Genomic DNA, 23507 nt, shown 5'->3' on the forward strand with positions numbered 1-23507 from the left:
CCCTGGCACCCTCCGACCTACGATGATGCTCTCGACACCAGCCCCCAGGAGGCACCTGATGTCCGCAGCTTCCGTCGAGCAGCCCTTCCACGACGAAGAGCCGGTCACCCTGACGACCATCGCCGACGAGATCATGGAGCGCCATCCGGGCTACCGCGTCGAGATCATCGGAGGCCATCTCCTCGTGACCCCGTCCCCTGACGGCGCCCATGCTCGCGCGCTGACCAAGCTCATGCGTCCCTTCATGGCAGCCGACCTGGATGGAGGCGAAACCGAGGTCCTTCAGGGCGTCGGTCTTTGGCTGCCCATGGAGCCGGAGGACTACGCCATCCCTGATCTTGCGATCGTGGACGCCGATTTCGAGGACCATCACGTCGAGAACAACGCCTACGACGCGGTCTGCTTCCGCTTGGTGCTGGAGGTCACCTCCAGCAATTGGAAGAACGACCTGAAGACGAAGGTGGCCGCCTACGCCGAGGCGAAAGTTCCGGTCTACGTCATCGTGGACCGCAAGCACCAACGTCTCCACGTCCTGACCGACCCGGCGGGAAGCACCTACGAGAACCACCGCCCGCACGCCCCCGGCGAGCTCGTCACCCTCCCCGACTCCATCGGCGCCAAAGTGACCCTCGACGTGGCCGAGATCCTCAAGGCCGGCCAGCCGAAAGCGGCCGACTGATCAGCAAGGCCGGCGCACCGAGCGAGCGGTGAGTGTCCGCTCAGTCTCAGCGGCACGCGGTAAGGCCGGCGTGTCGCTGAGACGCAAACGACTGTTGTGGTTGCCGATCAGATCAGCCAACGGCGTCCCGCTGGAAACGGGAGTGAACGTGGCCGCGACCGGCTCACGGAGGATCCACGTCATGGTGTGCGGTTGGGACGTGTAGGTCGATGTGCCGCTGCCCGCAACCGTCTTGCTGTAGCCGTACGTGCAGGTGACGTTTCTCGCCGCGTCCGCAGGGTCGTGTTCCGTAAGCTTGGCCGGTTGCCGAGCCAGTCGAAGGTGAACGAATGGTGGTAGGCCGTCGTGCCCGTGGCCACCGTGTCGCGGGCCGGGGCCGCCGCCGCGAGGGTCGAAGCGAGGGGTCGTCGGGGGCGGTGGCGTCCGCTGCCGCGTCGGGTGCGTCGGCTACCGGGCCCGAGGACAAGGCGTAGGTGGTCCGGGGCCCCTGGTGGTGCCGTTGGCCGACTTGCAGCCGGTGCCGCCGCCGGTCGGTTCGATCTTCGACGTCCAGGCGTGGGCCGGCTCGGGTGACGTCGTCGAGACATGAGGGCCGGGACCGCCGTCTTCGGCAGACGGTCCCGGCCCTCTCTCGTGTCCCGGGCTGTCCGAGGCCCTGCCCACACACATCGACCCAGCTTGTTGAACACGTTCAAAAATAGGATAGAGTCATCCACGACAGCGGTTGAACGTGTTCAAGAAGGGTGGGGCAATGGACCGCACGGTCGTCGCCTACGTCATCTACCTGCTGGTCAGCATCGGGCTGACCGTCTGGGTGGCTCGCACGCTGAGCCGTAACGGGAGGGTCTTCCTCGCCGACGTGCTGCACGGCAACGAGAAGCTCGCCGATGCCGTCAACCACCTCCTCGTGGTCGGCTTCTACCTCGTCAACCTCGGGTTCGTCGCGCTGTACCTGAGCGGCGACGAGACCATCACCACCGCCCGTGGCGTCTTCGAGGCGCTGTCGACGAAGCTCGGCGTCGTGCTGCTGGTGCTGGGTGTGATGCACCTGGGCAACGTCTACGTGCTCAACCGGATCCGGCGGCGGGGTGCGATGGAGCGGGAGCAGACGCCGCCGGTGCCGCCGCAGGGCTGGGTGGCCCCGCAGGCCAAGGCCTGAGCGGAGAGCGGCATGGACGCCACCGCACCGGTCCGCCGGCTCACCGTCCTGTACGACGCCGAGTGCTCCCTGTGCGCGTTCCTGCGCGACTGGCTCCGGCGGCAGCCCCAGCTGGTGCCGCTGGAGCCGGTCCCGGCCGGCTCCGAGGAGGCCCGGCGGCGGTTCCCCGGCCTCGACCACGGCACCACCCTCGAGGAGATCACCGTCGTCGGCGACGCCGGGCAGGTCTACCGGGGGCCCGCCGCGTGGGTCGTCACCCTGTGGGCGCTGCGGGAGTACCGGCCGCTCGCCCACCGGCTCAGCACGCCGTCCGGGGCCTGGCTCGCGAGAGGCGCGGTGCTCACCGCCGCCAAGTGGCGCGGGGCGCAGTGGGGCGGCCGGGGGTACCGGCGCGCGGACGGGTGGACGTACGACCCGGACGGCGGCTGGAGCCACACCGCGCCCGGCTGCGCCGACGGCACCTGCGCCCCCCGGTGACCGCGCCGGTACCGGCGATAGGCTCTCTTCCCGTGTGCGCGAAGAACGACGGCCCCGGTGACGGCGCCGCCCCCAGCAAGTCCGAGCAGACCCGCGCCCTGATCCTGGAGACGGCCATGCGGCTGTTCCAGGAGCGCGGGTACGACAAGACGACGATGCGGGCCATCGCCAAGGAGGCCGGGGTCTCCGTCGGCAACGCGTACTACTACTTCGCGGGCAAGGAGCACCTGATCCAGGGCTTCTACGACCGGATCGCCACCGAGCACCAGGTGGCGGTGCGGGAGGTCCTGGCGCGGGAGACCGACCTGGAGGCGCGGCTCGCGGGTGTGCTGCGGGCCTGGCTGGACATCGCCAGGCCGTACCACGAGTTCGCGGTGCAGTTCTTCAAGAACGCCGCCGACCCGGACAGCCCGCTCAGCCCCTTCTCGCCCGAGTCGGAGCACGCGCGCGAGGAGGCCATCAGCATCCACCGGGAGGTGCTGGCCGGGGCGACGAAGACGAAGGTTCCGGAGGAACTGCGGGATGTCCTGCCCGAGTTGATGTGGCTGTCGCAGATGGGACTCGTCCTGTACTGGGTCTTCGACCGGACCGAGGGCCGGGAGCGCAGTTACCGGCTCGCCGAGCGCGGGGCCCGGCTCACCGCACGGGGCGTCGCCCTGGCCCGCTTCCGGGTGCTGCGGCCGCTCGTGCGGGAGGTGCACGAGCTGTTCACGGACTTCCTGCCGGGCATGACGAAGGCGGTCCCGGACCCGTCAGCGCGCGGCACCGGCTCCTAGACCTCAGATCCGGAGGTCCGTTTTCACAGCGTTCTCACAGGTCAGGCCTGCTTCGACGCCAGCTCGATCAGTGTGATGTCCGACGGTGCGCCCACCCGGGTGGGCGGGCCCCAGGCGCCCGCGCCTCGGGAGACGTAGAGCTGGGTGTCGCCGTAGCGCTCCAGGCCCGCGAGGGTCGGGTTGGCGCCGGCGGCGATGAGGTTGCCGGGCCAGAGCTGGCCGCCGTGGGTGTGGCCGGAGAGCTGGAGATCGACGCCGTGCTCGACGGCGTCGTGGATCTGGACGGGCTGGTGGGCGAGCAGGACGCAGGCGCGTGCGGTGTCGCGGTCGCCGAGGGCCCGTGCGAAGTCGGGGCCCTGGCCCTCCTCCTCGCCCGCCACGTCGTTGACTCCGGCCAGGTCGAAGTACGGCATCTCCCTGCGGGCGTTTTCCAGCGGGTCGAGACCCAGGCGCCGGACCTCCTCGACCCACTGTTCGGCGCCGGAGAAGTACTCGTGGTTCCCGGTGACGAAGTACGAGCCGTGACGGGCCCTCAGCCGGGCCAGGGGCGCCGCGGCGGGGCCCAGGTCCTTCACGCTGCCGTCGACCAGGTCGCCGACCACCGCGATCAGGTCGGGCTGGGTCGAGTTGATCGTGTCGACGACCTTCTGGGCGAAGCCGCGGCCGAGGACCGGGCCGAGGTGGATGTCGCTGACCACGGCGATGCGGTAGCCGTGCGCGGCACGCGGCAGCTTCGCCAGCGGCACGGTGACGCGCTTGACCCCGGGCCCCCTCAGCACGCCGTAGGTGCCGTACCCCACGGTCCCGGCGGCGGCGGCTGCGGCTGCCCCGGCGACGACGCGGGACACGAAGAGACGCCGGGACGGACCGGGTGCGGTGGTGTTGTTCGTGCCGGTCGCGGTGGTGAGTGACTGCGGGGAAGCCCCGGGGGCGCGGGGCGTGAGCTCCGCCCGCGGGTCGGGGGCGGCATGATCGGCGGCCTTCGCGGAAGGATCCGCGGCCTTCGCGGAAAGTTCGGCGGCCGTGGCGGAAGTGGTCGCTCCGCCGCCGTGGGCGGTCTGGGCGGTGGCGGCCGCTGGGGCGGGCGCCGCGCCGGGCGCGCCGGACCGGTCCGCCCGCGGCGCGGAGGTCGCCGGTCCGCCGTGCGCGGCGGGAGTGCCGGTGCCGGGCCCGGCGTCGGCTGCCGCCCCGGATTCCGCCGGTGCGCCGGGCTTCACCGCCGTCCCCGGCCCCGTTACGGCGCTCGCGCTCGCCCGCCGTGCCAGGAACCGCCGCAGCAGTGGCCGTACGGCCTCCCCCGCCACCACGCCCAGCAGCAGGTAGACCGACAGGGCCAGCCACAGGAAGCCCGGCCAGGCGAGGGTCCGCTGGAGCCAGAAGGGGGCGCCGGTGCGTTCGGCGACCAGGGCGGCGATCGCGAGGGCCCAGCCGCCGGCGATGAGGGCGGCGCCCGCGCGACGGGCGAGCCCGGGGCCGCGGGTCGTGTCGCGGAACAGGCGTCGCCACACGTACCAGTTGGCCGTCACGAGGACGGCCAGGACCACAGTCGCGACGAGCACGAAGGCGATGATCACGGTGTGGTGTCTCCCGACTGCCGTTATGACGTCCGGCGCAGTGCGCGCAGACCACGCAACCCGATGGCCCCGATGGCCGTCCCCAATACGAAGGAGACGACCGCGAGCAGCAGGTGCACCCAGAAGTACGCCGTGGGATGACCATCGTCGAAGGCGAGCCCGCTGCCGTCCTTGACGAGGTTCTTGACGAAAGTGATCCAGATGACCCAGCTCCACACCCCGAAGGCGAGCAGGAACCAGGAGACGGGACGGCTGAGCTTCATGCACCCAGTATCGCCACCGCGTGTCCGGTTCCGTTCCCGGGGTGGGGGCGGAGGCGGGACTTCCCCCCGGACGGCATGTACGTTTCCGACCGTGCCCGCTCCGAAGAAGACCAGCAGGCGATCCCTGCTGGTCACCTCCGTCGTCCTGTCGTCCCTGGCCCTGGCCGTGCCCGCCGCCGTCGCCGCCCCGAAGCCCTCGGGCAGCTCGTCGGCGAGCCCCTCGGCCACTCCCCCGGCGTCGATGTCGACGGTGGGCGGGGCCCGGCTCGGGCGGCCGGGGACGCAGGTGAACCTGGCGAGCGGCGTGCCGGTGCTGCCGAAGGACGTCAGCGCCCGCTCCTGGATCGTCGCCGACGCCGAGACCGGCGACGTGCTGGCCGCGCACAACGCGCACTGGCGGCTCGCCCCGGCGAGCACGCTGAAGATGCTGTTCGCGGACACGCTGCTGCCGAAGTTCCCGAGGACGGCCGAGCACAAGGTCGTCCCCGCCGACCTGGCCGGTATCGGCCCGGGCTCCAGCATGGTGGGGATAAAGGAGGACGAGACCTACACCGTGCACGATCTGTGGCTCGGGGTCTTCCTGCGTTCCGGCAACGACGCCGTGCACGTGCTGTCCGCGATGAACAAGGGCGTCGGCAACACCGTCAAGGAGATGAACGAGCACGCCGAGGAGCTCCAGGCCCTCGACACGCATGTCGTCAGCCCGGACGGCTACGACGCCGAGGGGCAGGTGTCGTCGGCCTACGACCTGACGCTGATCGCCCGCTCCGGGATGCAGAAGAAGGATTTCCGCGAGTACGCCTCGACGGTCACCGCGAAGTTCCCCGGCGAGACGAAGAAGGGCAAGAAGGTCCGCACGCCCTTCGAGATCCAGAACACCAACCGGCTGCTGAGCGGCGACGCGGGCCTGCCCGTCTACCAGGGCATCGCGGGCGTCAAGAACGGCAACACCACCAACGCGGGAGCCACTTTCACCGGTGTCGCCGAGCGGAACGGCAAGGTGCTGCTGGTCACGGTGATGAACCCGGAGAAGAGGGAGCACAACGAGGTCTACAAGGAGACCGCCAGGCTGTTCGACTGGGGCTTCCAGGCGGCCGGGAAGGTGCAGCCGGTGGGCGAGCTGGTGCCGCCGAAGAGCGCCGCGGGGGCCGGTGACCGGCCCGGCGCGAACCCCTCCGGCGAGGCCGGCGGCTCCGGGGACGGCGGGAGCGGCACGGCCAGGGCCGGTTCCAAGCCGGTGGCCGGTGCCGCGGGCGCGGACGGCGCCAGTGGCATCGGGACGGCGCTCGGCATCGCCGGTGGTGTGCTGGTGCTGCTCGCGGGCGGCGCGTTCCTGGTCAACCGCCGCTGGCCGCTGCCGGATCTGGTGCGCCGCCGGACTCGCCCCTGACGGCCGGGATCTCGTCCTCCTCCTTGCTCTGCGTCGCCGTCCAGGCGGCGCAGAACAGCACCAGCTTCGAGGTGAAGTTGATCCACAGCAGCAGCGCGACGGGCACGCCGAAGGCGCCGTACATGCTCTTCGCGGCTACGCCCTGGAGATAGCCGCTGAGCAGCAGTTTCAGCAGTTCGAAGCCGACCGCGCCGGTCAGCGCGGCGACGACCAGGCGGTGGCGCGTCGGCTCGACGCCGGGCAGCAGCGTCAGGACGTAGAGCAGGAGCAGGAAGTTCGCGAGCACGGCTATCAGGAACGCGGCGACGTGCAGCAGGACGCCGCCCCAGCCGCCCTCGTCGACACCCAGGTGCCGGGTGATCCAGCCGACCATCGCGGAGGCGACGGCGGACGCGCCGATGGTGACCAGGAGCGCGCCGCCGAGGCCGATCAGGACGCCCGCGTCCTTGCCGTAGCGCAGGGCGGGGTTCTCCTCCTCGTCGGGCAGCTCCCACACCGCCCGCAGGCACTCGCGCATCGAACCGGCCCAGCTGACGCCGGTGAAGAACAGCAGGGCGCCGGCGATGAGGCCGATCGTCCCGGCGTTGTCGACCAGCCCGGCGATGTCCAGCTGGTCGGAGATGCCGGGCACCTGTTCGGCGAGCTTGTCCTGGAGCCTGTCCTGCTGCTCCGTGCTGAGCGTGGCGGCGGCGATGGTGGCGGACACCGTCAGCAGCGGGAACAGCGCGACGAAGCTCGTGAAGGTCATCGCGGCGGCCAGCCGCGTCCACTTCACGCGGTCGAGCCGTTCGTACGAGCGCCACGCGTGGGTGATCGTCAACCGTCCCACCCACGGCCCCACCACAGGGAGCGTTTTCAGCCAGTCCATGATCCGACTCTGCCCTCCGCCCGGAACACCCATGTACGGGTACCCCAGAACCGCAGGACTGTGGCCAGCGTCATACCGACGACCGCGCCCGAGACGGTGTCGGCGCGCTGCGAGGTGAGGCCGAGGCCGTAGTGGCTGACGGCCAGGCACAGCAGCTGCACGGCGGCACCGGCGAGGTTCACCGCGAAGAAGACGGCGTACGGCCGCAGGCCCTTGATCCGGGTGTTCCGGTAGGTGCCGAGGGCGTTGCCCGCGTAGGCGACCGAGCAGGCGGCGAGGAAGGACAGGGCCTTGGCGGTGAGCGGGTCGAGTCCGGCGGGGCCGCGCAGGCAGGTGAACAGGGCCAGGTCGACGGTGTAGGCGAGGAGACCGACGACGGCGAAGCCGGCCAGTTCGCGGCGCCCGGGGAGAGCCGGCCGGTTCTCCCACGCGCGCGTCGTCACCAATTGGCCACCGCCAGGCCGTACATCGCCGCCCACGCCAGGCCGATGAGGGCGAGCGCCCGGTCGCGCAGCACGACGTCCTCGGGTTCGCCGGCGGTGCCGCGGTCGGCGAAGACGGCGTACCTGAGGACGGCGAGGATGAAGGCGACCATGGAGAGCTGCCGCCAGGGCAGCACGCTGGTGTGCGGTACGCCGCCCTCCTCCAGGGCCCACAGGCAGTAGCCGAGGACGGCGACGCCGGCCGCGAGCTGCCAGACGAAGCGGAGGTAGCCGGTGGTGTACTCGGTGAGCAACGCGCGCGTGGTGCCCGCCGACCCGCCCATCTGCACGGCCTCCGAGTAGCGCTTGGCCGAGACCATGAACAGCGCGCCGAATCCGGTCGTGATCAGGAACCAGCGCGACAGCGGGATGCCGAGGGCGAGCCCGCCGGCCATCGTCCGCATCAGGAACCCGGTCGTGACGACGGCGAGGTCGACGACGAGGACGTGCTTGAGGCTGACGCAGTAGGCCAGTTGCATGCCCACGTACGCGGTCAGCAGCGCGGCGACGACCGGGGAGCACAGCCAGGCCGCGGCGGCGGGCGCGAGGACGGCGAGGCAGCCGCCGACGGCGTAGGCGACGGGTACCGGGACCTGCCCGGCGGCGATCGGGCGGTGCCGCTTCGTGGGGTGGGCGCGGTCGGCATCGACGTCGCGGGCGTCGTTGACGAGGTAGACGGCGGCCGCGCAGGCGGTGAAGAGAAGGAAGACGAGGCCGAGTTGGATGAGGGCGTGCCGCGAGAAGAGTTCCCCGGCGGCGGCCGGCGCGGCGACCACGAGGACGTTCTTGATCCACTGCCGGGGGCGGGTGGTCCTGACGAGACCGGCCAGGAGACCGCCCCTGCGGGGTGGCGCGGGCCGCTCCTCGGGGGTGCGCTGCCGCAGGACGGCCGTCTCAGTCATGGTGGGCGCCTCCCCTCATCCAGCGGGCGCCGAGCCGGGCCGTGAGCGCGCCGAGGGCCGCACCGGCCGCGATGTCCGAGGGGTAGTGGACGCCGGCCACCAGCCGTGCGACGCACACCAGGGCGGCCAGGGGCGGGACCGCGCGGGCCCCCAGGGCGCCGAAGGCGACGGCGGCGGCCGCGGCGGAGGTGGCGTGCGAGCTGGGGAAGGAGTGCCGTCCGGCGGTGCGCACCAGGGGCTGGACGTGCGCGGGGCGCGGCCGGCGCACGACCCGCTTCACGCCCATGCTGACGACGTGCGCCCCCGCGGTGAGGGCCGTGCCGCGCAGCCAGGCGCCGCGCCGCCCGCCGTCCACTGCGGCTCCGGTGAGCCCGGCCACCAGCCACAGCGCCGCGTGTTCCCCCGCCCAGGACAGGGCGCGCGCGGCGCCGGCCACACGCGGGTCGGTGCCGCACGCCCTCAGCGCCGAAACGATCCGGTGGTCCATGTCGTGCAGGTCGTCGAGGTCGTCCATGTGGACTCACTGTTCACGCCCGACCGCCCCAAATTCCGGCAATATTGGGCGACATCCCATTAATCACCCATTTCGGGGAGGGATGCCATGTTCTCTGACTGATAGGTCATAACAGGGCGCTACGGTCACGAACATGTCTGCCGACACCGACTCCACCCCGCACGTCACGGGCCTGGACCACACCACGGTCACCGGCTGGGGCCGCACCGCCCCCAGCGGGGCCCGGCTGATCCGCCCGCGGACGTACGAGGAAGCCGCGGCGGCCGTCCGGGACTGCGGAGCGCGCGGCGGTATCCCCCGGGGTCTCGGACGGGCTTACGGGGACGCGGCGCAGAACGCGGGCGGTGCCGTGCTCGACATGACGGGCCTGGACCGCGTCCACGCGATCGACGCCGACGGCGGCATCGTGCTGTGCGACGCGGGCGTCTCGCTGCACCGGCTGATGGAGGTGCTGCTGCCGCTCGGCTGGTTCGTGCCGGTCACCCCCGGCACGCGCTATGTGACCGTCGGCGGGGCGATCGGCGCCGACATCCACGGCAAGAACCACCACGTCTCGGGGTCGTTCTCGCGGCACGTGCTCTCCCTCGAACTGCTCACCGCCGACGGTGAGATCCGCACGTTGGTCCCCGGCACGCCGCTCTTCGACGCGACGGCGGGCGGCATGGGGCTCACCGGTGTGATCCTCACCGCGACGATCCGGCTCCAGCCGGTCGAGACCGCGATGATGTCCGTCGACACCGAACGGGTCGCGGACCTCGACGATCTGATGGCCCGGCTGGCGGCCACCGACCACCGCTACCGCTACTCGGTCGCCTGGATCGACCTGCTGGCCCGGGGCGCCGCCACCGGCCGGGCGGTCCTCACCCGGGGCGACCACGCGCCCCTGGACGCGCTCCCCGCACGCGCGCGCCGCGACCCGCTGTCCTTCCGCACCTTGCGCCTCCCCTCCGCCCCCGCCGTCCTGCCCGAGGGCCTGCTCAGCCGGACCACCGTGGGCCTCTTCAACGAACTCTGGTACCGCAAGGCCCCCCGCGCGCGGTCCGGCCAACTCCAGCGGATCTCCGCCTTCTTCCACCCTCTGGACGGTGTGCCCCACTGGAACCGGGTGTACGGCCGCGGCGGATTCGTGCAGTACCAGTTCGTCGTCGGCCACGGCCAGGAGGACACCCTGCGGCGCGTCGTGCGCCGCATCTCCGGGCGCCGCTGTCCGTCCTTCCTGGCCGTCCTGAAGCGCTTCGGGGAGTCCGACCCGGGCTGGCTGTCCTTCCCCGTGCCGGGCTGGACGCTGGCGCTGGACATCCCGGCGGGCCTGCCCGGCCTCGGCGCGTTCCTCGACGAACTCGACGAGGAGGTCGCCGCCGCGGACGGACGCGTCTACCTCGCCAAGGACGCCCGGCTCCGCCCGGAGCTGCTCGCGGCGATGTACCCCCGTCTGGACGACTTCCGCGCCCTGCGCGCCGAGCTGGACCCGCGCGGGGTGTTCGTCTCCGACCTGGCCCGCCGCCTCGATCTCTAGGCAACCTCTAGGAGCTGTCATGAAGGACGCCTTCGGCCTCCCCCAGTCCCTGCTCGTCCTCGGCGGCACGTCGGAGATCGCGCTGGCGACCGCCCGCCGGCTGATCGCCCGCCGCACCCGCACGGTCTGGCTGGCGGGCCGCCCCTCACCCGCCCTGGAGGAGGCCGCCGGGCAGCTGCGCGGGCTCGGGGCCGACGTGCACACCGTCGCCTTCGACGCGCTCGACCCCACCTCCCACGAGGCCGTACTGGGCAAGGTCTTCGCCGAGGGCGACGTCGACATGGTGCTGCTCGCCTTCGGCCTCCTCGGCGACCAGGCCCGCGACGAAAGGGACCCCCAGGCGGCGGTGCGGGTCGCGCAGACCAACTACACCGGCGCGGTCTCGGCGGGCCTGGTGTGTGCCCGCTCGCTCCAGGCCCAGGGGCACGGCTCCCTGGTCGTCCTGTCCTCCGTCGCGGGCGAGCGGGCCCGCCGCGCCAACTTCATCTACGGCTCCAGCAAGGCGGGCCTCGACGCCTTCGCGCAGGGCCTGGGCGACGCGCTGCACGGCACCGGCGTGCACGTCATGGTCGTCCGCCCCGGCTTCGTCCGGACCCGGATGACCGCCGGCCTGCCCGAGTCGCCACTGGCCACCACGCCCGAGGCGGTCGCGGCGGCCGTGGAGCTGGGGCTGCGCCGCCGCTCGGAGACGGTGTGGGTACCGGGCGCGCTCCGCGTGGTGATGTCGGCCCTGCGGCACCTGCCACGCGCGGTGTTCCGGCGGCTGCCGGTCTGAAGCGGGGGTGTTCCGGCGGTGCCGGTCTGAACCAGGGCGGTGTTCGGGCGATTTCGGCGACCTGAACCGGCGCGATGTTCCGGCGGTTCGCCGGTCCGGTCGGCGTGCGATGCGCCGGGGGCCGCTGGTTCGGCGCGCTCATGGAGATCCGGCGCGGTCAGCGATCCGGACCGCGCGCGGCGTCCCGGTGGGTCTGCCGGTCCGGTCGGGACGGTCAGCGCGTGGGGACCGAGCCGCGCTCGACGTGGCCGGCCTGGGGCGGGACGACCGCACCGCCGAAGGGGAACTCGCGCAGCTTTCGCCACACGCCGTCGGCGCCCTGTTCGTAGAGGGCGAAGCCGGTGCAGGGCCACTGGGCCTCGTAGTCGGCGAGTTCCTCGAAGGCGTGGTCCATCGCCGCCTCGTCGATGCCGTGGGCGACGGTGACGTGCGGGTGGTACGGGAACGCCAGTTCGCGTGCGATCGGCCCGGCGGGGTCGCGGAGCTGTTCCTGCAGCGCGGTGCAGGCCTCCGCGCCGGCGACGACCCGGACGAAGACGACCGGCGACAGGGGCCGGAACGTACCGGTGCCGGACAGCCGCATCGGGAACGGGCGGCCGGCCGCGGCGACCTCGGTCAGGTGTGCCTCGACGGCGGGCAGGGCGGACTCGTCGACCTCTGTCGGTGGGAGCAGCGTGACGTGCGTGGGGATACCGTGAGCCGCGGCGTCGCCGAAGCCCGCGCGCAGCTGCTGAAGCCGGCTGCCGTGAGGCTCCGGGACCGCGATCGAAACACCGATCGTTACGGTCCCCACGTCGTCTCCTGTCGTTTCAGTTAGCGGGCCGCTGATACGACCACCCGGTTATCGACTGTACGACCACGACCCGGTTACGGGCAGGCGCAACCGGAGTGATGTACAGCGCTGTCCGGTGGTACGGCTGTGCGCGGGAGCGGGTTCAGTGCTTGGCGGGCAGGAAGCCGACCCTGTCGTACGCCTGGGAGAGGGTCTCCGCGGCGACGGCGCGTGCCTTCTCGGCGCCCTTGGCGAGGATCGAGTCGAGCGTCTCCGGGTCGTCCAGGTACTGCTGGGTGCGCTCCCGGAACGGCGTGACGAAGTCGACCATGATCTCGGCGAGGTCCGTCTTGAGCGCGCCGTACCCCTTGCCGGCGTACTTCTCCTCCAGCTCGGCGACGCTCGCCCCGGTGAGGGTCGAGTAGATGCCGAGGAGGTTGCTGATGCCCGGCTTCTCCGCCGCGTCGTAACGGATGACGGTGTCGGTGTCCGTGACGGCGCTCTTGACCTTCTTGGCGGTGGCCTTCGGCTCGTCGAGGAGGTTGATGAGGCCCTTCGGCGTGGACGCCGACTTGCTCATCTTGATCGACGGGTCCTGGAGGTCGTAGATCTTCGCCGTCTCCTTGAGGATGTACGGCTTCGGGACGGTGAAGGTCTGGCCGAAACGGCCGTTGAAGCGCTCGGCGAGGTCACGGGTGAGCTCGACGTGCTGGCGCTGGTCCTCGCCGACCGGGACCTCGTGGGCCTGGTAGAGGAGGATGTCCGCGACCTGGAGGATCGGGTACGTGAACAGGCCGACGGAGGCGCGCTCGGCGCCCTGCTTGGCGGCCTTGTCCTTGAACTGGGTCATCCGGCTCGCCTCGCCGAAGCCGGTGAGGCAGTTCATGACCCAGGCGAGCTGGGCGTGCTCGGGGACGTGGCTCTGGACGAAGAGCGTGCAGCGGTCCGGGTCCAGGCCCGCGGCGAGCAGCTGCGCGGCGGCCAGGCGGGTGTTCGCGCGCAGGTCCTTCGGGTCCTGCGGGACGGTGATCGCGTGCAGGTCGACGACCATGTAGAACGCGTCGTGAGTCTCCTGCAGGGCCACCCACTGGCGGACGGCGCCGAGGTAGTTGCCGAGGTGGAACGAGCCGGCGGTGGGCTGGATCCCGGAGAGCACGCGAGGTCGGTCAGAGGCCATGTTCACCATTCTCTCAGGTCCCGGGGAGCGATCGGGAACCGGCCGGAAACAGAGGGGCTGCCCTTCCGCCACTCCGGTGTAACAAGGGGTGAGGACGTGGAGGCGGAGGGGGAGGCGAGGCGATGGGGGCGCGATGCGGGCCGGGGCCGGGGTGGGGCCCGGGCGGAACGGTGTGGCGGGCGCTGCTCGTGACGGTGGCGGCCGCTCTGGTGCTGTGCGCGACGGCGACGACCGCCGCGGCGGCCCTCGAGGGGCGGGGGCGGGACGTGCCCGACGTGGCGATGGTCGTCGCGGGCGGCACGGGCCGGGCGACGGCGGTGCGGTCGGGCGAGCCGGCCTTCGCCCGTCTGTGGCAGTTGCTGCAGCCGATGCACGCGGGGTCGGAACGGGTGCCCGAGGACTGGGCCGAGGGACGGTATCCGCCGGTCCGGCTCACGGTGGTGTGGGGGCTGTCCGGGGTCGGCGGCTGGCCGAGCACGAACCGGCCGCCGGGTGGAGACGTGGCCGTCGAGCGTCAGGACCAGTTGTTCGTGGCCGAGGACGGCACGCCCTGGGTGCGCTCGGATCCCGCGCCGGCCGTGGCGGACGACGACATCCGCTGGCACCGGGCGCCGCGCTCCGTCCTCGATCGGCTCGATCTGGGGCGGCTGCTCGGTGACGGCGGTACGGAGGGCGGGCCCGTCGGGAGCACGGCCGCGGGCGGGCTGTCCGGCCCGGTGCGGGGTGACGCCCGGTGGGCGGTGGCGGGCCTGGCCGCCGGACTGGTGGCCGGCGCCGGCGGCACGCTGCTGATACGCCGCGCGGCGGCCCGGCGGGAAGCCGGACCGCCGCGGGAGGAGCCGCGTCAGGTGCTGATCGACCTGGACGAGTGACGGGCCGTGGGCGTCAGCCCAGGTCGATCTCCGGGTACAGCGGGAAACCGGCCACGAGGTCGGTGGCGCGGCGGGAGATCTCGTCGGCGATCTTCGCGTCGAGGACGTGGGCCGCCTTGGAGGGGGCGCCCGACTTGGTGGTGCCCGGCTCGGTGGAGGTGAGGACGCGGTCGATCAGGCCGGCCACCTCGTCCATCTCGGCGGTGCCGAGGCCACGGGTCGTCAGGGCGGGCGTGCCGATGCGGATGCCCGACGTGTACCAGGCGCCGTTCGGGTCGGCGGGGATCGCGTTGCGGTTGGTGACGATGCCGGAGTCGAGCAGGGCGGCCTCGGCCTGGCGGCCGGTGAGGCCGTAGGAGGAGGCGACGTCGATGAGGTTCAGGTGGTTGTCCGTGCCGCCCGTCACCAGCGTCGCGCCGCGCCGCATCAGGCCTTCGGCGAGGGCGCGGGAGTTGTCGACGATGCGCTGGGCGTAGTCGCGGAAGGACTCCTGGCGGGCCTCGGCGAGGGCGACGGCCTTGGCGGCCATGACGTGCGGGAGCGGACCGCCGAGGACCATCGGGCAGCCGCGGTCGACCTGGTCCTTGAGCGAGTCGTCGCACAGGACCATGCCGCCACGGGGGCCGCGCAGCGACTTGTGGGTGGTCGTCGTGACGATCTGGGCGTGCGGCACCGGGTCGAAGTCGCCGGTGAGGACCTTGCCGGCGACCAGGCCCGCGAAGTGCGCCATGTCGACCATGAGGGTCGCGCCGACCTCGTCGGCGATCTCGCGCATGATCCGGAAGTTCACCAGACGGGGGTAGGCCGAGTAGCCCGCGACGATGATCAGCGGCTTGAACTCGCGGGCCTGGGCGCGCAGCGCCTCGTAGTCGATCAGGCCGGTGGCCGGGTCGGTGCCGTAGGAGCGCTGGTCGAACATCTTGCCGGAGATGTTCGGGCGGAAGCCGTGGGTGAGGTGGCCGCCGGCGTCCAGGGACATGCCGAGCATCCGCTGGTTGCCGAAGGCCTGGCGCAGCTCGGCCCAGTCGGCGTCGGTCAGGTCGTTGATCTGGCGGACGCCGGTCTTCTCCAGGAAGGGAACCTCGACTCGGGCGCCGAGGACGGCCCAGAAGGCGACGAGGTTGGCGTCGATGCCGGAGTGCGGCTGGACGTAGGCGTGGCGGGCGCCGAAGAGCTCCTTGGCGTGCTCGGCGGCGAGGGACTCGACGGTGTCGACGTTGCGGCAGCCGGCGTAGAAGCGGCGGCCGACGGTGCCCTCGGCGTACTTGTCGCTGAACCAGTTGCCCATCGCCAGGAGTGTGGCCGGGGAGGCGTAGTTCTCGGAGGCGATCAGCTTGAGCATCTCGCGCTGGTCGGCGACCTCCTGGCCGATGGCGTCCGCCACGCGGGGTTCCACGGCGCGGATGACGTCGAGGGCTGCGCGGTAGGCGGTGGAAGCGGTGGAGAGGGGCTCGGCTGACATGATGGTGGACCTCCGGACGTTGTGTTCAGCGTTCACGGTACGGCCCAGGCGCACGGCTCTCTCTGCTCGGGCCGCTCCCCGATGGTTCAGCCCATCCCAGCGCGCCAGTCACGGCCCTCGGCCAGCCTACCGGGTGAGGTGGGCGGGGAGCGTCTGCCGGGTTGTCCTCCGTCGTCGGGTGCGGGTCCGCCGTGGTTGATCGCGCAGTTCCGCGCCCCTGAGGGCGTCGGACCCCGGCCCAACTCAAAGAATCACGTGGGGCAGGAACCGGGCGTACTCGTCCGTTATCAGGCCCGAGGACTCCCGGATACCCAGGCCCGCCGACTCGTTCTCCACCACCCAGGCGCCGAGCACCACGCGGTTGCCGTCGAAGTCGGGCAGCGGGGCCAGCTGCTGGTAGCAGCAGGGCTCGTCGCGGAGGACGGGGTCGGAGCCGGGCTGGTGGATCGTGACGCCCGCGCCCTCGCGGCCGAGGAGGGGCTTGGCGACCCAGCCCTTCGCGGGCAGGTCCCGGGGGCCGTCCAGGTAGGCGGGGAGAAGGTTCGGGTGGTCCGGGTACAGCTCCCAGAGGATCGCCAGCAGCGCCTTGTTGCTGAGGAGCATCTTCCAGGCCGGTTCGATCCACAGGGTGGAGCCGGTGCCTCCGCCGTTGTCGAGGGTGTCGAGGACGTGGTCGGCGAAGCGGTCGGTGGTCAGCCACTCCCAGGGGTAGAGCTTGAAGATGCTGCGGATGAAGCGGAGGCGGTTGTCGACGAAGCGGCCGGAGAGGCGCTCCCAGCCGATCTCCTCCATGGAGATCCAGTCGGTGGCCAGGCCTGCCTGCTCGGCGGTCTCCTTCAGGTAGGCGACCGTCATGAGGTCCTCGCCGAGTTCGTCGGCGGAGGAGTACGCGAAGTACAGGGGGCTGCCGGGCGGGAGGAGGGCGGCCTGTCTGCGCCAGGCGTCCATGAGGCGTTCGTGGAGGGAGTTCCACTGATCGGCGCCGGGGAAGCGTTCCTCCATCCAGAACCACTGGGGGGACGCGGCCTCCACCAGTGAGGTGGGGGTGTCGGCGTTGTACTCCAGCAGTCGGGCCGGGCCGGTGCCGTCGTAGCGGAGGTCGAAGCGGCCGTAGACGGAGGGGAGTTCGGCGCGGCGGTGCCAGGACTCGGCGACGGCCCGAGCCACCCGCGGGTCGGTGATGCCCAGGTCCGCGAAACGGTCCTCGGAGACGATGTGGTCGGCCGCCGCCAGGCACATGCGGTGGAGTTCCTCGACGACCTCTTCCAGCGCCTCGACCTCCGGAAGGGAGAAGACGTAGTACGCGCTCTCGTCCCAGTAGGGGCGCAGGGAGCCGTCGGGGTAGCGGGTGAGGGGGTATATCAGGCCCTGTTCCTCGACGGTCCGCTGCCAGCCGGGGCGGGGCTCGATGGTGCGGCGTTCCATGTGCGGCCGGCCCGGTCAGCCGCCGCCGCTGCCGGAGCCCGAGCAGCCGAAGCCGCCCCGGTCGACGGCCTCGCTGCGGCTGAAGGTGCCGTCCTCGGCGTAGCCGCCGCTGACGTCGGCGTCGTAGTACCAGTCGGCGTCCGCGACCTTGGCCTTGCCGGTCTTGCCGGTCTTGCGGCTCTTGCCGGCGGAGGAGCTGCCCGACTTGCAGTTCTTGTCGGCGACGATCTTGTAGCCCTTGATGTAGTCGTAGCTGTCCCGGTCCACGCAGCGGCGGTCCGGGTCGGAGCCGCACGCGGACAGGGCCGCCGCCAGGACACCCATGCCACCCAGCACCACCGTGCTCGAGCGCAGCCGTCGCCGAGTTTCCGCCATGTCCGTGTCTCCCCCTGATTGGCTCCTGTCATGTACTGCCGAGCGGTCAGCCTAGAGACCGGCGCGGGAGTGCGCGCACGGCCCCCCTTGGGCGACCGCTCCGCCGCAGTCGTTTTGTTCTCTTTGATGTGACATGCGCCCTTGGTGTCGTGGCCCGGCGGACGCACGTGCTGTCCGGGGAGGGCGCCGGAGGTGTCTTCGCGGGACAGCACGGCCGCAACGGGGCGAGTGAAAGTACTTTCCCGGCCCGTGAGGGCCTTCGGTTCCGGACCAACCGAAAAATGTTGTCGAATCGTGAACGCGCGGCGAGCGCTTTCCGTAAGAGACGGCGTGACCAGCAATCACGTCACGGTCACCGTGGCCTATCACGTGACACCGGGCGGGTTTTCTGGGAGGTGGGGTGTTTGTCGACGGAGGGGCGGAATGGCATGTCGTCTATCGCTTCTCCAGCGAGGGTTCGGCCCTGGCCTGGGAGAAATCGACCTCCCGGGCACAGTGGGACGCCCGGCTGGAGGGGGTCGTCCAGGAAGCGGAACGCAGGAGGGTGCCGGGTGCCCGGGCCTGGTTCGATGCGCAGGCGCTGACACCCGCGCCGCCGGCTCCGCCGTCGAAATGGAAACTGTGGTTCGTGAATATGAGCGCGGTCTGTCTTTCCGCCGGTGCTCCTGTTCAATCTGACGGTGCTTCCCTATCTGGGTGACCTCGATGCACTGATTCGGACGCTGCTGTTGTGTCTGTGTGTGACGGCCCTCGTCACCTGGATTCTCATGCCCCGGCTCCAGCGTTTCTTCAGGAAATGACTGTATCCACCACTCCAGGCGCTCCGCGGTCGGCACAAACGCCGGGCCACACAGGCCCGCGAACGAACAGAGGGAGGTGGGCGGGTGAAGACCCTGCTCATCGACAATTACGACCCGTACACGTACAACCTCTTCCAGTTGCTCGCCGAGGTGAACGGCGAGGAGCCCGTGGTGGTTCGCAACGACGCCTCCGCCGGCGAACTGCCGGACCTGCGGGCGTTCGACAACCTGGTGGTGTCCCCCGGCCCCGGTCATCCGGGCGAGGCGCGGGACTTCGGCATCGGGGCCAGGCTGCTCTCGACCTCCACGGTGCCGGTGCTCGGCGTGTGTCTCGGCCATCAGGGCATCGCTCTCGGGGAACGCGGATTGGTGGAGCCCGCTCCGGAGCCGCGGCACGGACATCTGTCGACGATCCGTCACGACGAACGGGACCTGTTCCAGGGCCTGCCGCAGAACTTCACCGCCGTCCGCTACCACTCGTTGTCCGTGCGCGAGCCGCTGCCGGAGACGCTGCAGGCAACCGCCTGGGCGGAGGACGGCGTCCTGATGGGCCTGCGGCACCGCAGCCGGCCGCTGTGGGGGGTGCAGTTCCGTCCGGAGTCCGTCCTCACGGAGTACGGCCACCGCGTGCTCGTGAACTTCCGCAACCTGACCGCCGAACGGGCCGGCAAGCTCCGCACGAAGAACACGGCGGTGCCGTCGCACCAGGAGGTCCGGCGCCGGTCCGTCGTCCCGGAATGCGACGCGGGGGTGCGGCGGCCGAGGGCGGCGGCCCGGGACGCGGTTGTCGCCGGGGCCGGGGCCGGCGCCCGGTGGGCGGCCGGTCACCGGCCTGCCGCCGCCGCGGCCGTCTTCCAGGTCACCGCGGTCTCCCAGGCCGGGGCCAACCCGCCGGGCGGGGCCACCCGTTCCCAGGCCACGGCGACCCCACCCAGTGGGCCCGCCCTCCCCCAGAAGACGGCGAACCCGACCAGCGGGGGTGCCGCCTCCCGCACAGCGGCCAAACCAACCAGCGAGGTTGCCACCCCCCGCACCGCGGCCAACTCGCCCGGCGGGGCCACCCGTTCCAGCGAAGTCGCCCCGTCCGGCGAGGCCGTCGCGGGCGCGGAGGCCGTTGGGTTCGGTGCCGCTCCCACCGGTGCGTCGGCGCCGCCCGCCGTCGCCATCCCCCGGCCCCGCCGCCCCGGTCGTGTCGGCTACCGCCTGCACACCCGCCGGATCACCGGCGCCGTCGACGCCGAGGCGATCTTCACCCGGATGTTCGCAGGGTCCCCGCGCGCGTTCTGGCTGGACAGCTCGCTGGTCGAACCGGGGCGGTCGAGGTTCTCGTTCCTCGGGGACGGCAGCGGGCCGCTGGCCGAGTTCGTGCGCTACGACGTCTCCACCGGGCGCTGTGCGATCGAGCGCGCCGGGCGGCCGGTGCGCAGGGTCGCGGCGAGTGTCTTCGACTACCTCAAGCGGCAGCTGACGACCCGCCGGGTGGACGCCACGGGGCTGCCGTTCGACTTCACCGGTGGCTACGTCGGCTACTTCGGCTACGAGATGAAGGCCGACTGCGGGTCGCCCAACCGCCACCGCTCCCCCGCCCCGGACGCCGCCTGGCTGTTCGCCGACCGGGTGATAGCGGTGGACCACCAGGAGGGCTTCACCTACGCCGTCTGCCTGGCGGAGGACACCCCCCAGGCCGCCCGGGAGGCCGCCGACTGGCTGGAGGGCGCGCTCGCCGGCCTCACCTGTGTGGCGACGGAGCGGCCCGCCCCACCCGTGCCGCCGGCCTTCGCGGACGGCGGCGCCGCCGAGCCGTGGCTAGCGCGCGACCGGGCCCGGTACCTCGCGGACATCGAGGCGTGCCGGCGGGAGCTGCTGGCCGGCACCAGCTACGAGATCTGCCTGACGAACGCCGCCCGGCTGCCCGCCCCGCCCGACGCGTTCGACTTCTACCGGACGTTGCGCCGCGACAACCCGGCCCCGTACGCGGCGTTCCTGAGGTTCGGGGAGCTGGAGGTGGCCGGCTCCTCACCCGAGCGGTTCCTGCGGATCGGCCGGGACGGTACCGCCGAGGCCAGGCCCATGAAGGGGACCGCGCCGCGGGGCGACGGGCCGGAGGAGGACGCCCGGCTGCGGGACGCGCTCGCGTCGGACGAGAAGACCCGGGCCGAGCACCTGGTGATCGTGGACCTGCTCCGCAACGACCTGGGACAGGTGTGCCGGACGGGCACGGTGCGGGCCTCCAAGATCATGGCCATGGAGACGTACGCCACGGTGCACCAGCTCGTCTCGACCGTGGAGGGACGGCTGCGGCCGGACACGGACGCGGTGGACTGCGTGCGGGCCTGCTTCCCCGGCGGGTCGACGACCGGTGCGCCGAAGCTGCGCACGCTGGAGATCATCGACTCGCTGGAGACCGAGGCGCGTGGCGTGTACTCGGGCGCCCTCGGCTACTTCGGGTGCGGTGGCGGCGCGGATCTCAGCATGGTCATCCGTACCGCCGTGTTCACCGACGGCCTGATGCACCTGGGCGCGGGCGCCGCGATCGTGCTCGGCTCCGATCCGGAGGCGGAGTACGAGGAGATGCTGCTGAAGACCGCGGCCCCGATGCGGGCCCTGCACCAGCACACCGCCGACCGGATCAGGGGGCAGCATCCCCCGGGACACCGGGCCGGTGCGGCCGAGGAGGCCCGGCGATGACCGGTCCGCGGGTCGCGCCGCGTCCGGCCGCTCGTTCTGGCTGCCCACCAGCCCGATCGCGCGCTTCGCCTGCCACGGCGCCAGCCACCCCACCGACCCCTCCCGAAGCTACCTACTGCTCCACGACCACGCCAGCGACCCGCTCACCGTCGTCAGCCTCTCCCCGGTCCGCCTCGACCGCACCCAGCTGGCCCACCTGTCGGCCTGCCGCACCGCGGCCATCGACACCCCGGAGTTCCTCGACGAAGCCATCCACCTGACCTCCGCCTTCCAACTCGCTTGGTTCCCCCATGTCATCGGCACCCTGTGGGAGATCGACGACCAGATCGCCGTCACTATCGCCGACGCCTTCTACACCCACCTGCGCAACGGGGAGGGAGTCATCGACACCAGTCGGGCGGTGTGGGCCCTGCACCAGGCTGCGCGGGCGTGGTGGAACGCCCCTGGAGTTGGTCATCCATCCCGGTGTCCGGTCTGCCCACCCGGCCTGGGCGACAGCGACGGGTGCACGGTCGACCGGGCCGACTGGACCGTATGTCATTCGTCATACCACCAGCAGCCCGACCCGTAGTACACGGGCCAGCAGATTGCGTCACGGGTCTGCGGTCCGTATATGCCGTCTGCCGTGATCCGGAGCTGCCGCTGAAGACGTATGAGGGCGTTTTCCGTCGCCGGGCCGAAGTCCCCATCCACCGCGATGTCATAGTGGTAAATGTCTCGAAGGACTTCCTGAAGGTACTTGACGGCGTTGTTGTCGTAGTTTCCCCTCCGCATCAGGCAGGTGTCATTGAGGGTTGAGTAGTACACCGGAATGAACATGCGTTCACCGCTGGCACTGTATTTTCGGACGACGTCCGTGCAGGTAGGGGTTGCGGCGTACGCGGGTGTGCTGAGAGGCGCAACTCCCAGGGTCGTCACCAGCATCGTCAAGGCGGCCGCGGTGAACAGCCTGGTCATGGTTCGCACGTTTCGCAACTCCCTGTGTAGGCGGTGCTTGGGCGTTCGACGGGATCCCGCAGGGTCAGCACACGAGCACAGATGCCGCGTTGTTGTTGGCGTCGCCGCCCATATTGAGCTGCTGGCCGGGATAGACGACGCCTATGTTGTCGCCGCCCATACCGGTCTCCGAATAGAGATAGACCGTTCCGCGTCCCCGGTTGTACACGGAGGTGGTGTTGTTGCGGTATTCGCTGGGGAAGTCCCAACTTCCGCACCAACCGTCGCCGCCGCCCCAGCGCTCGTAGAGCCAACCACCGCCGTTCGAGTACTGGAAGAAACAGGCGTAGCCGGAGCGGCAATCGGACCATGCCTGTGTGGCTGCCGATGCTGGTCCTGTCATCGGGACGACGGACGCTGCTGCGACGGTCAGGACCACGGCGATTTTCCTGAACACAGGATCTTCCCTTCGCTCTGCTGATCGGCTGGAATGCTTGCTCCTGGGAAGGCTGCATCCCTGCATACTGCTGAGAACACACCTTTTGGTTGAGGCTGAAACGTTGGGCCGGGGGAGGGCAGTGGTCCGCATCCACTTCACGTCCGCAGACCTGACCCGCGTCCGAATCGCTGTGCCCGGTCCGCTGGCCGAAACGCAGCTCAGTCTCAGGACGGCCCAACACAGCGGTGAAGCGGCGTTTTTCGGCTCCTGGCGTTCACGAGTCCGGCCACGCCTGTTCGCCGGGGACCTGTCGGCGCTCATCCGGGGTCTCGCTCCTGTGGAGAAAGGGCTGGTGGATCTGTTCACCCTGGCTGGAACAGCACCGGACATGGAAGGCGCTCTCGACGCACTGCTCACCGATCCGCGCCCCTTGCGCGAAGAGCTTGCGCTGTACAGCCTCGGGAGACTACGGATGCTGCCGCGGTGGGTCCTGGCCGCCAGCGCGGGCGACCATGCGGCCGCCCGTCACTTGGCCAGAGCACTCAGCGCCGCCCACGGGGCCACGGTCGCGCCGCACTGGGAACGTGTCCACGCCGTGCTGCTCGACGAACGTTCCGCTGCCATGCGGGTCATGGCAGACGGAGGAGTGGGGGCCCTGTTCTCCTCCCTCCATCCCGCGATCCGTTGGTCTCCTCCGACGCTGGAGGTGGACTACCGGCCATGGGCGAACGACGCGGACGTCCACATGGAAGGCAGCGGCATGGTGATCACCCCGTCTGTCTTCTGCCGCAGCCCCTTGCTGTTCGCCGCGAAGAGCGGCGGGCTGATGCTGATCTATCCGGTTCTGCGGGATGTCCTGGCCGCTGCTCGAGTCTTCGCCAGCCCAGAGCCGAACAAGGTTGTCGCCGACCTTCTGGGACGTACCCGGGCGGCCGTGCTGGAAGCCACCGTTGGCGAGCCGACCACGGGACAAATCGCGCGTGCCCTTGGCATCTCGCCGGCCAGCGCCAGCCAGCACGCCGCAGTCCTGCGTCAAGCCGGACTGGTCACTTCACGCCGGCATGGCAAGGCCGTCCACCACATGACCACCCCACTGGGTAAGGCACTTCTCAATGGATACCGCTGACGTGCGCGTCGCGGTGAAGCTACCGGCGTCGGCCTCGGTGAGGACGTCGAGTTTGACGAG

At 71.2% G+C, this 23507-nt stretch carries 24 protein-coding genes, 1 pseudogene and 1 riboswitch; of the genes and pseudogenes, 12 read left to right on the forward strand and 13 right to left on the reverse strand.

Annotation, left to right across the window (positions count from 1 at the left end):
• Window positions 1-58 precede the first annotated feature (58 nt).
• From IE212_RS01470 to IE212_RS01485, 4 genes are all read left to right on the forward strand, one after another.
• A complete protein-coding gene (locus IE212_RS01470) occupies window positions 59-679 on the forward strand; it encodes a Uma2 family endonuclease (RefSeq protein ID WP_190195814.1) in 621 nt (206 codons plus the stop codon).
• Window positions 680-1430: 751 nt separating this feature from the next.
• Window positions 1431-1838, forward strand: a complete 408-nt coding sequence (locus IE212_RS01475; RefSeq protein WP_190195815.1) for a hypothetical protein — start codon at window positions 1431-1433, stop codon at window positions 1836-1838.
• Between the two features lie 12 nt (window positions 1839-1850).
• On the forward strand, window positions 1851-2315 hold the full coding sequence (locus IE212_RS01480; RefSeq protein ID WP_190195816.1) for a thiol-disulfide oxidoreductase DCC family protein: 465 nt from the start codon (window positions 1851-1853) through the stop codon (window positions 2313-2315).
• 32 nt (window positions 2316-2347) lie between these two features.
• Window positions 2348-3091, forward strand: a complete 744-nt coding sequence (locus IE212_RS01485; protein WP_190195817.1) for a TetR/AcrR family transcriptional regulator — start codon at window positions 2348-2350, stop codon at window positions 3089-3091.
• Between the two features lie 41 nt (window positions 3092-3132).
• Here the strand turns inward: IE212_RS01485 and IE212_RS01490 are convergent, their stop codons facing one another.
• Window positions 3133-4665 (reverse strand): metallophosphoesterase, encoded by a 1533-nt coding sequence (locus tag IE212_RS01490; RefSeq protein WP_190195818.1) that lies wholly within the window; start codon window positions 4663-4665, stop codon window positions 3133-3135.
• A 23-nt stretch (window positions 4666-4688) separates the two neighbouring features.
• Complete coding sequence (locus IE212_RS01495; RefSeq protein ID WP_030233351.1) at window positions 4689-4928, reverse strand: SCO4848 family membrane protein; 240 nt, start codon at window positions 4926-4928, stop codon at window positions 4689-4691.
• Between the two features lie 91 nt (window positions 4929-5019).
• Between IE212_RS01495 and IE212_RS01500 the strand changes: the two genes are divergently transcribed.
• Window positions 5020-6318, forward strand: coding sequence for a D-alanyl-D-alanine carboxypeptidase family protein (locus IE212_RS01500; RefSeq protein ID WP_373301311.1), 1299 nt, complete (start codon window positions 5020-5022; stop codon window positions 6316-6318).
• Here the strand turns inward: IE212_RS01500 and IE212_RS01505 are convergent.
• From IE212_RS01505 to IE212_RS01520, 4 genes are read right to left on the reverse strand one after another with little or no spacing between them, the layout of a single operon-like run.
• A complete protein-coding gene (locus tag IE212_RS01505) occupies window positions 6266-7186 on the reverse strand; it encodes a YihY/virulence factor BrkB family protein (protein ID WP_190195820.1) in 921 nt (306 codons plus the stop codon). The two genes, IE212_RS01500 and IE212_RS01505, sit on opposite strands and share 53 nt — an antisense overlap.
• Window positions 7174-7629, reverse strand: coding sequence for a GtrA family protein (locus tag IE212_RS01510; RefSeq protein ID WP_190195821.1), 456 nt, complete (start codon window positions 7627-7629; stop codon window positions 7174-7176). Before IE212_RS01510 ends, IE212_RS01505 begins: the two co-directional genes overlap by 13 nt.
• Complete coding sequence (locus IE212_RS01515) at window positions 7626-8570, reverse strand: decaprenyl-phosphate phosphoribosyltransferase (protein ID WP_190195822.1); 945 nt, start codon at window positions 8568-8570, stop codon at window positions 7626-7628. Before IE212_RS01515 ends, IE212_RS01510 begins: the two co-directional genes overlap by 4 nt.
• Window positions 8563-9084, reverse strand: coding sequence for a phosphatase PAP2 family protein (locus IE212_RS01520; protein WP_190195823.1), 522 nt, complete (start codon window positions 9082-9084; stop codon window positions 8563-8565). The genes IE212_RS01515 and IE212_RS01520 overlap by 8 nt, the downstream gene beginning before the upstream one ends.
• 133 nt (window positions 9085-9217) lie before the next feature.
• On the opposite strand from IE212_RS01520, the gene dprE1 reads away from it, so the two are divergent.
• Both dprE1 and dprE2 read left to right on the forward strand, forming a co-directional pair.
• A complete protein-coding gene (gene dprE1 / locus IE212_RS01525; protein WP_190195824.1) occupies window positions 9218-10600 on the forward strand; it encodes a decaprenylphosphoryl-beta-D-ribose oxidase in 1383 nt (460 codons plus the stop codon).
• Between the two features lie 19 nt (window positions 10601-10619).
• On the forward strand, window positions 10620-11375 hold the full coding sequence (dprE2, locus tag IE212_RS01530; protein WP_190195825.1) for a decaprenylphospho-beta-D-erythro-pentofuranosid-2-ulose 2-reductase: 756 nt from the start codon (window positions 10620-10622) through the stop codon (window positions 11373-11375).
• Window positions 11376-11589: 214 nt separating this feature from the next.
• Here the strand turns inward: dprE2 and IE212_RS01535 are convergent, their stop codons facing one another.
• Together IE212_RS01535 and trpS are read right to left on the reverse strand one after the other, a co-directional pair.
• On the reverse strand, window positions 11590-12168 hold the full coding sequence (locus tag IE212_RS01535) for a 2'-5' RNA ligase family protein (RefSeq protein ID WP_190195826.1): 579 nt from the start codon (window positions 12166-12168) through the stop codon (window positions 11590-11592).
• Window positions 12169-12310: 142 nt separating this feature from the next.
• Window positions 12311-13324 (reverse strand): tryptophan--tRNA ligase, encoded by a 1014-nt coding sequence (gene trpS / locus IE212_RS01540; protein WP_190195827.1) that lies wholly within the window; start codon window positions 13322-13324, stop codon window positions 12311-12313.
• A 122-nt stretch (window positions 13325-13446) separates the two neighbouring features.
• Between trpS and IE212_RS01545 the strand changes: the two genes are divergently transcribed.
• A complete protein-coding gene (locus tag IE212_RS01545) occupies window positions 13447-14196 on the forward strand; it encodes a hypothetical protein (protein WP_373301312.1) in 750 nt (249 codons plus the stop codon).
• Window positions 14197-14209: 13 nt separating this feature from the next.
• Here IE212_RS01545 and IE212_RS01550 read toward each other — a convergent pair whose 3' ends face one another.
• The 3 genes from IE212_RS01550 to IE212_RS01560 all read right to left on the reverse strand — a co-directional run bounded on the left by IE212_RS01550 (window position 14210) and on the right by IE212_RS01560 (window position 17458).
• Window positions 14210-15658: a glycine hydroxymethyltransferase gene (locus IE212_RS01550; RefSeq protein ID WP_190195828.1), complete on the reverse strand. Its 1449-nt coding sequence runs from the start codon at window positions 15656-15658 to the stop codon at window positions 14210-14212.
• A gap of 35 nt (window positions 15659-15693) precedes the next feature.
• Window positions 15694-15780: riboswitch (ZMP/ZTP riboswitch) on the reverse strand.
• A 121-nt stretch (window positions 15781-15901) separates the two neighbouring features.
• On the reverse strand, window positions 15902-17083 hold the full coding sequence (locus IE212_RS01555; protein ID WP_190195829.1) for a glutathionylspermidine synthase family protein: 1182 nt from the start codon (window positions 17081-17083) through the stop codon (window positions 15902-15904).
• Between the two features lie 15 nt (window positions 17084-17098).
• On the reverse strand, window positions 17099-17458 hold the full coding sequence (locus tag IE212_RS01560) for a hypothetical protein (protein ID WP_190195830.1): 360 nt from the start codon (window positions 17456-17458) through the stop codon (window positions 17099-17101).
• 330 nt (window positions 17459-17788) lie between these two features.
• Here IE212_RS01560 and IE212_RS34745 point away from each other — a divergent pair.
• From IE212_RS34745 to IE212_RS01575, 3 genes and pseudogenes are all read left to right on the forward strand, one after another.
• Window positions 17789-18258, forward strand: a pseudogene (locus IE212_RS34745) (hypothetical protein).
• Window positions 18259-18342: 84 nt separating this feature from the next.
• Window positions 18343-20946 carry a chorismate-binding protein gene (locus tag IE212_RS34750; protein WP_229863977.1) on the forward strand — a complete coding sequence of 868 codons (2604 nt, stop codon included), beginning with the start codon at window positions 18343-18345 and terminating at the stop codon, window positions 20944-20946.
• On the forward strand, window positions 20921-21517 hold the full coding sequence (locus IE212_RS01575; RefSeq protein WP_190195831.1) for a CHAT domain-containing protein: 597 nt from the start codon (window positions 20921-20923) through the stop codon (window positions 21515-21517). Before IE212_RS34750 ends, IE212_RS01575 begins: the two co-directional genes overlap by 26 nt.
• On the opposite strand, the gene IE212_RS01580 is transcribed toward IE212_RS01575, so the two are convergent.
• Window positions 21484-21903 carry a peptidoglycan-binding domain-containing protein gene (locus tag IE212_RS01580; RefSeq protein WP_190195832.1) on the reverse strand — a complete coding sequence of 140 codons (420 nt, stop codon included), beginning with the start codon at window positions 21901-21903 and terminating at the stop codon, window positions 21484-21486. The genes IE212_RS01575 and IE212_RS01580 overlap by 34 nt on opposite strands.
• Before the next feature lie 64 nt (window positions 21904-21967).
• Window positions 21968-22339: a peptidase inhibitor family I36 protein gene (locus IE212_RS01585; RefSeq protein WP_190195833.1), complete on the reverse strand. Its 372-nt coding sequence runs from the start codon at window positions 22337-22339 to the stop codon at window positions 21968-21970.
• A 121-nt stretch (window positions 22340-22460) separates the two neighbouring features.
• On the opposite strand from IE212_RS01585, the gene IE212_RS01590 reads away from it, so the two are divergent.
• A complete protein-coding gene (locus tag IE212_RS01590; protein ID WP_190195834.1) occupies window positions 22461-23447 on the forward strand; it encodes an ArsR/SmtB family transcription factor in 987 nt (328 codons plus the stop codon).
• Window positions 23448-23507 lie beyond the last annotated feature (60 nt).

Source organism: Streptomyces djakartensis (genome assembly GCF_014651075.1).
Lineage (GTDB): Bacteria > Actinomycetota > Actinomycetes > Streptomycetales > Streptomycetaceae > Streptomyces > Streptomyces djakartensis.

Bases quoted from the DNA above. Each gene is read 5' to 3' on its own strand.
- IE212_RS01475 (WP_190195815.1), top strand. From the start codon at position 1,431: ATGGACCGCACGGTCGTCGCCTACGTCATCTACCTGCTGGTCAGCATC.
- IE212_RS01520 (WP_190195823.1), bottom strand. From the start codon at position 9,084: ATGGACGACCTCGACGACCTGCACGACATGGACCACCGGATCGTTTCG.
- trpS (WP_190195827.1), bottom strand. From the start codon at position 13,324: ATGGCCTCTGACCGACCTCGCGTGCTCTCCGGGATCCAGCCCACCGCC.
- dprE1 (WP_190195824.1), top strand. From the start codon at position 9,218: ATGTCTGCCGACACCGACTCCACCCCGCACGTCACGGGCCTGGACCAC.
- IE212_RS01495 (WP_030233351.1), bottom strand. From the start codon at position 4,928: ATGAAGCTCAGCCGTCCCGTCTCCTGGTTCCTGCTCGCCTTCGGGGTG.
- IE212_RS01580 (WP_190195832.1), bottom strand. From the start codon at position 21,903: ATGACCAGGCTGTTCACCGCGGCCGCCTTGACGATGCTGGTGACGACC.
- IE212_RS01555 (WP_190195829.1), bottom strand. From the start codon at position 17,083: ATGGAACGCCGCACCATCGAGCCCCGCCCCGGCTGGCAGCGGACCGTC.
- IE212_RS01470 (WP_190195814.1), top strand. From the start codon at position 59: ATGTCCGCAGCTTCCGTCGAGCAGCCCTTCCACGACGAAGAGCCGGTC.
- IE212_RS01505 (WP_190195820.1), bottom strand. From the start codon at position 7,186: ATGGACTGGCTGAAAACGCTCCCTGTGGTGGGGCCGTGGGTGGGACGG.
- dprE2 (WP_190195825.1), top strand. From the start codon at position 10,620: ATGAAGGACGCCTTCGGCCTCCCCCAGTCCCTGCTCGTCCTCGGCGGC.
- IE212_RS01545 (WP_373301312.1), top strand. From the start codon at position 13,447: ATGGGGGCGCGATGCGGGCCGGGGCCGGGGTGGGGCCCGGGCGGAACG.
- IE212_RS01480 (WP_190195816.1), top strand. From the start codon at position 1,851: ATGGACGCCACCGCACCGGTCCGCCGGCTCACCGTCCTGTACGACGCC.
- IE212_RS01560 (WP_190195830.1), bottom strand. From the start codon at position 17,458: ATGGCGGAAACTCGGCGACGGCTGCGCTCGAGCACGGTGGTGCTGGGT.
- IE212_RS01550 (WP_190195828.1), bottom strand. From the start codon at position 15,658: ATGTCAGCCGAGCCCCTCTCCACCGCTTCCACCGCCTACCGCGCAGCC.
- IE212_RS01515 (WP_190195822.1), bottom strand. From the start codon at position 8,570: ATGACTGAGACGGCCGTCCTGCGGCAGCGCACCCCCGAGGAGCGGCCC.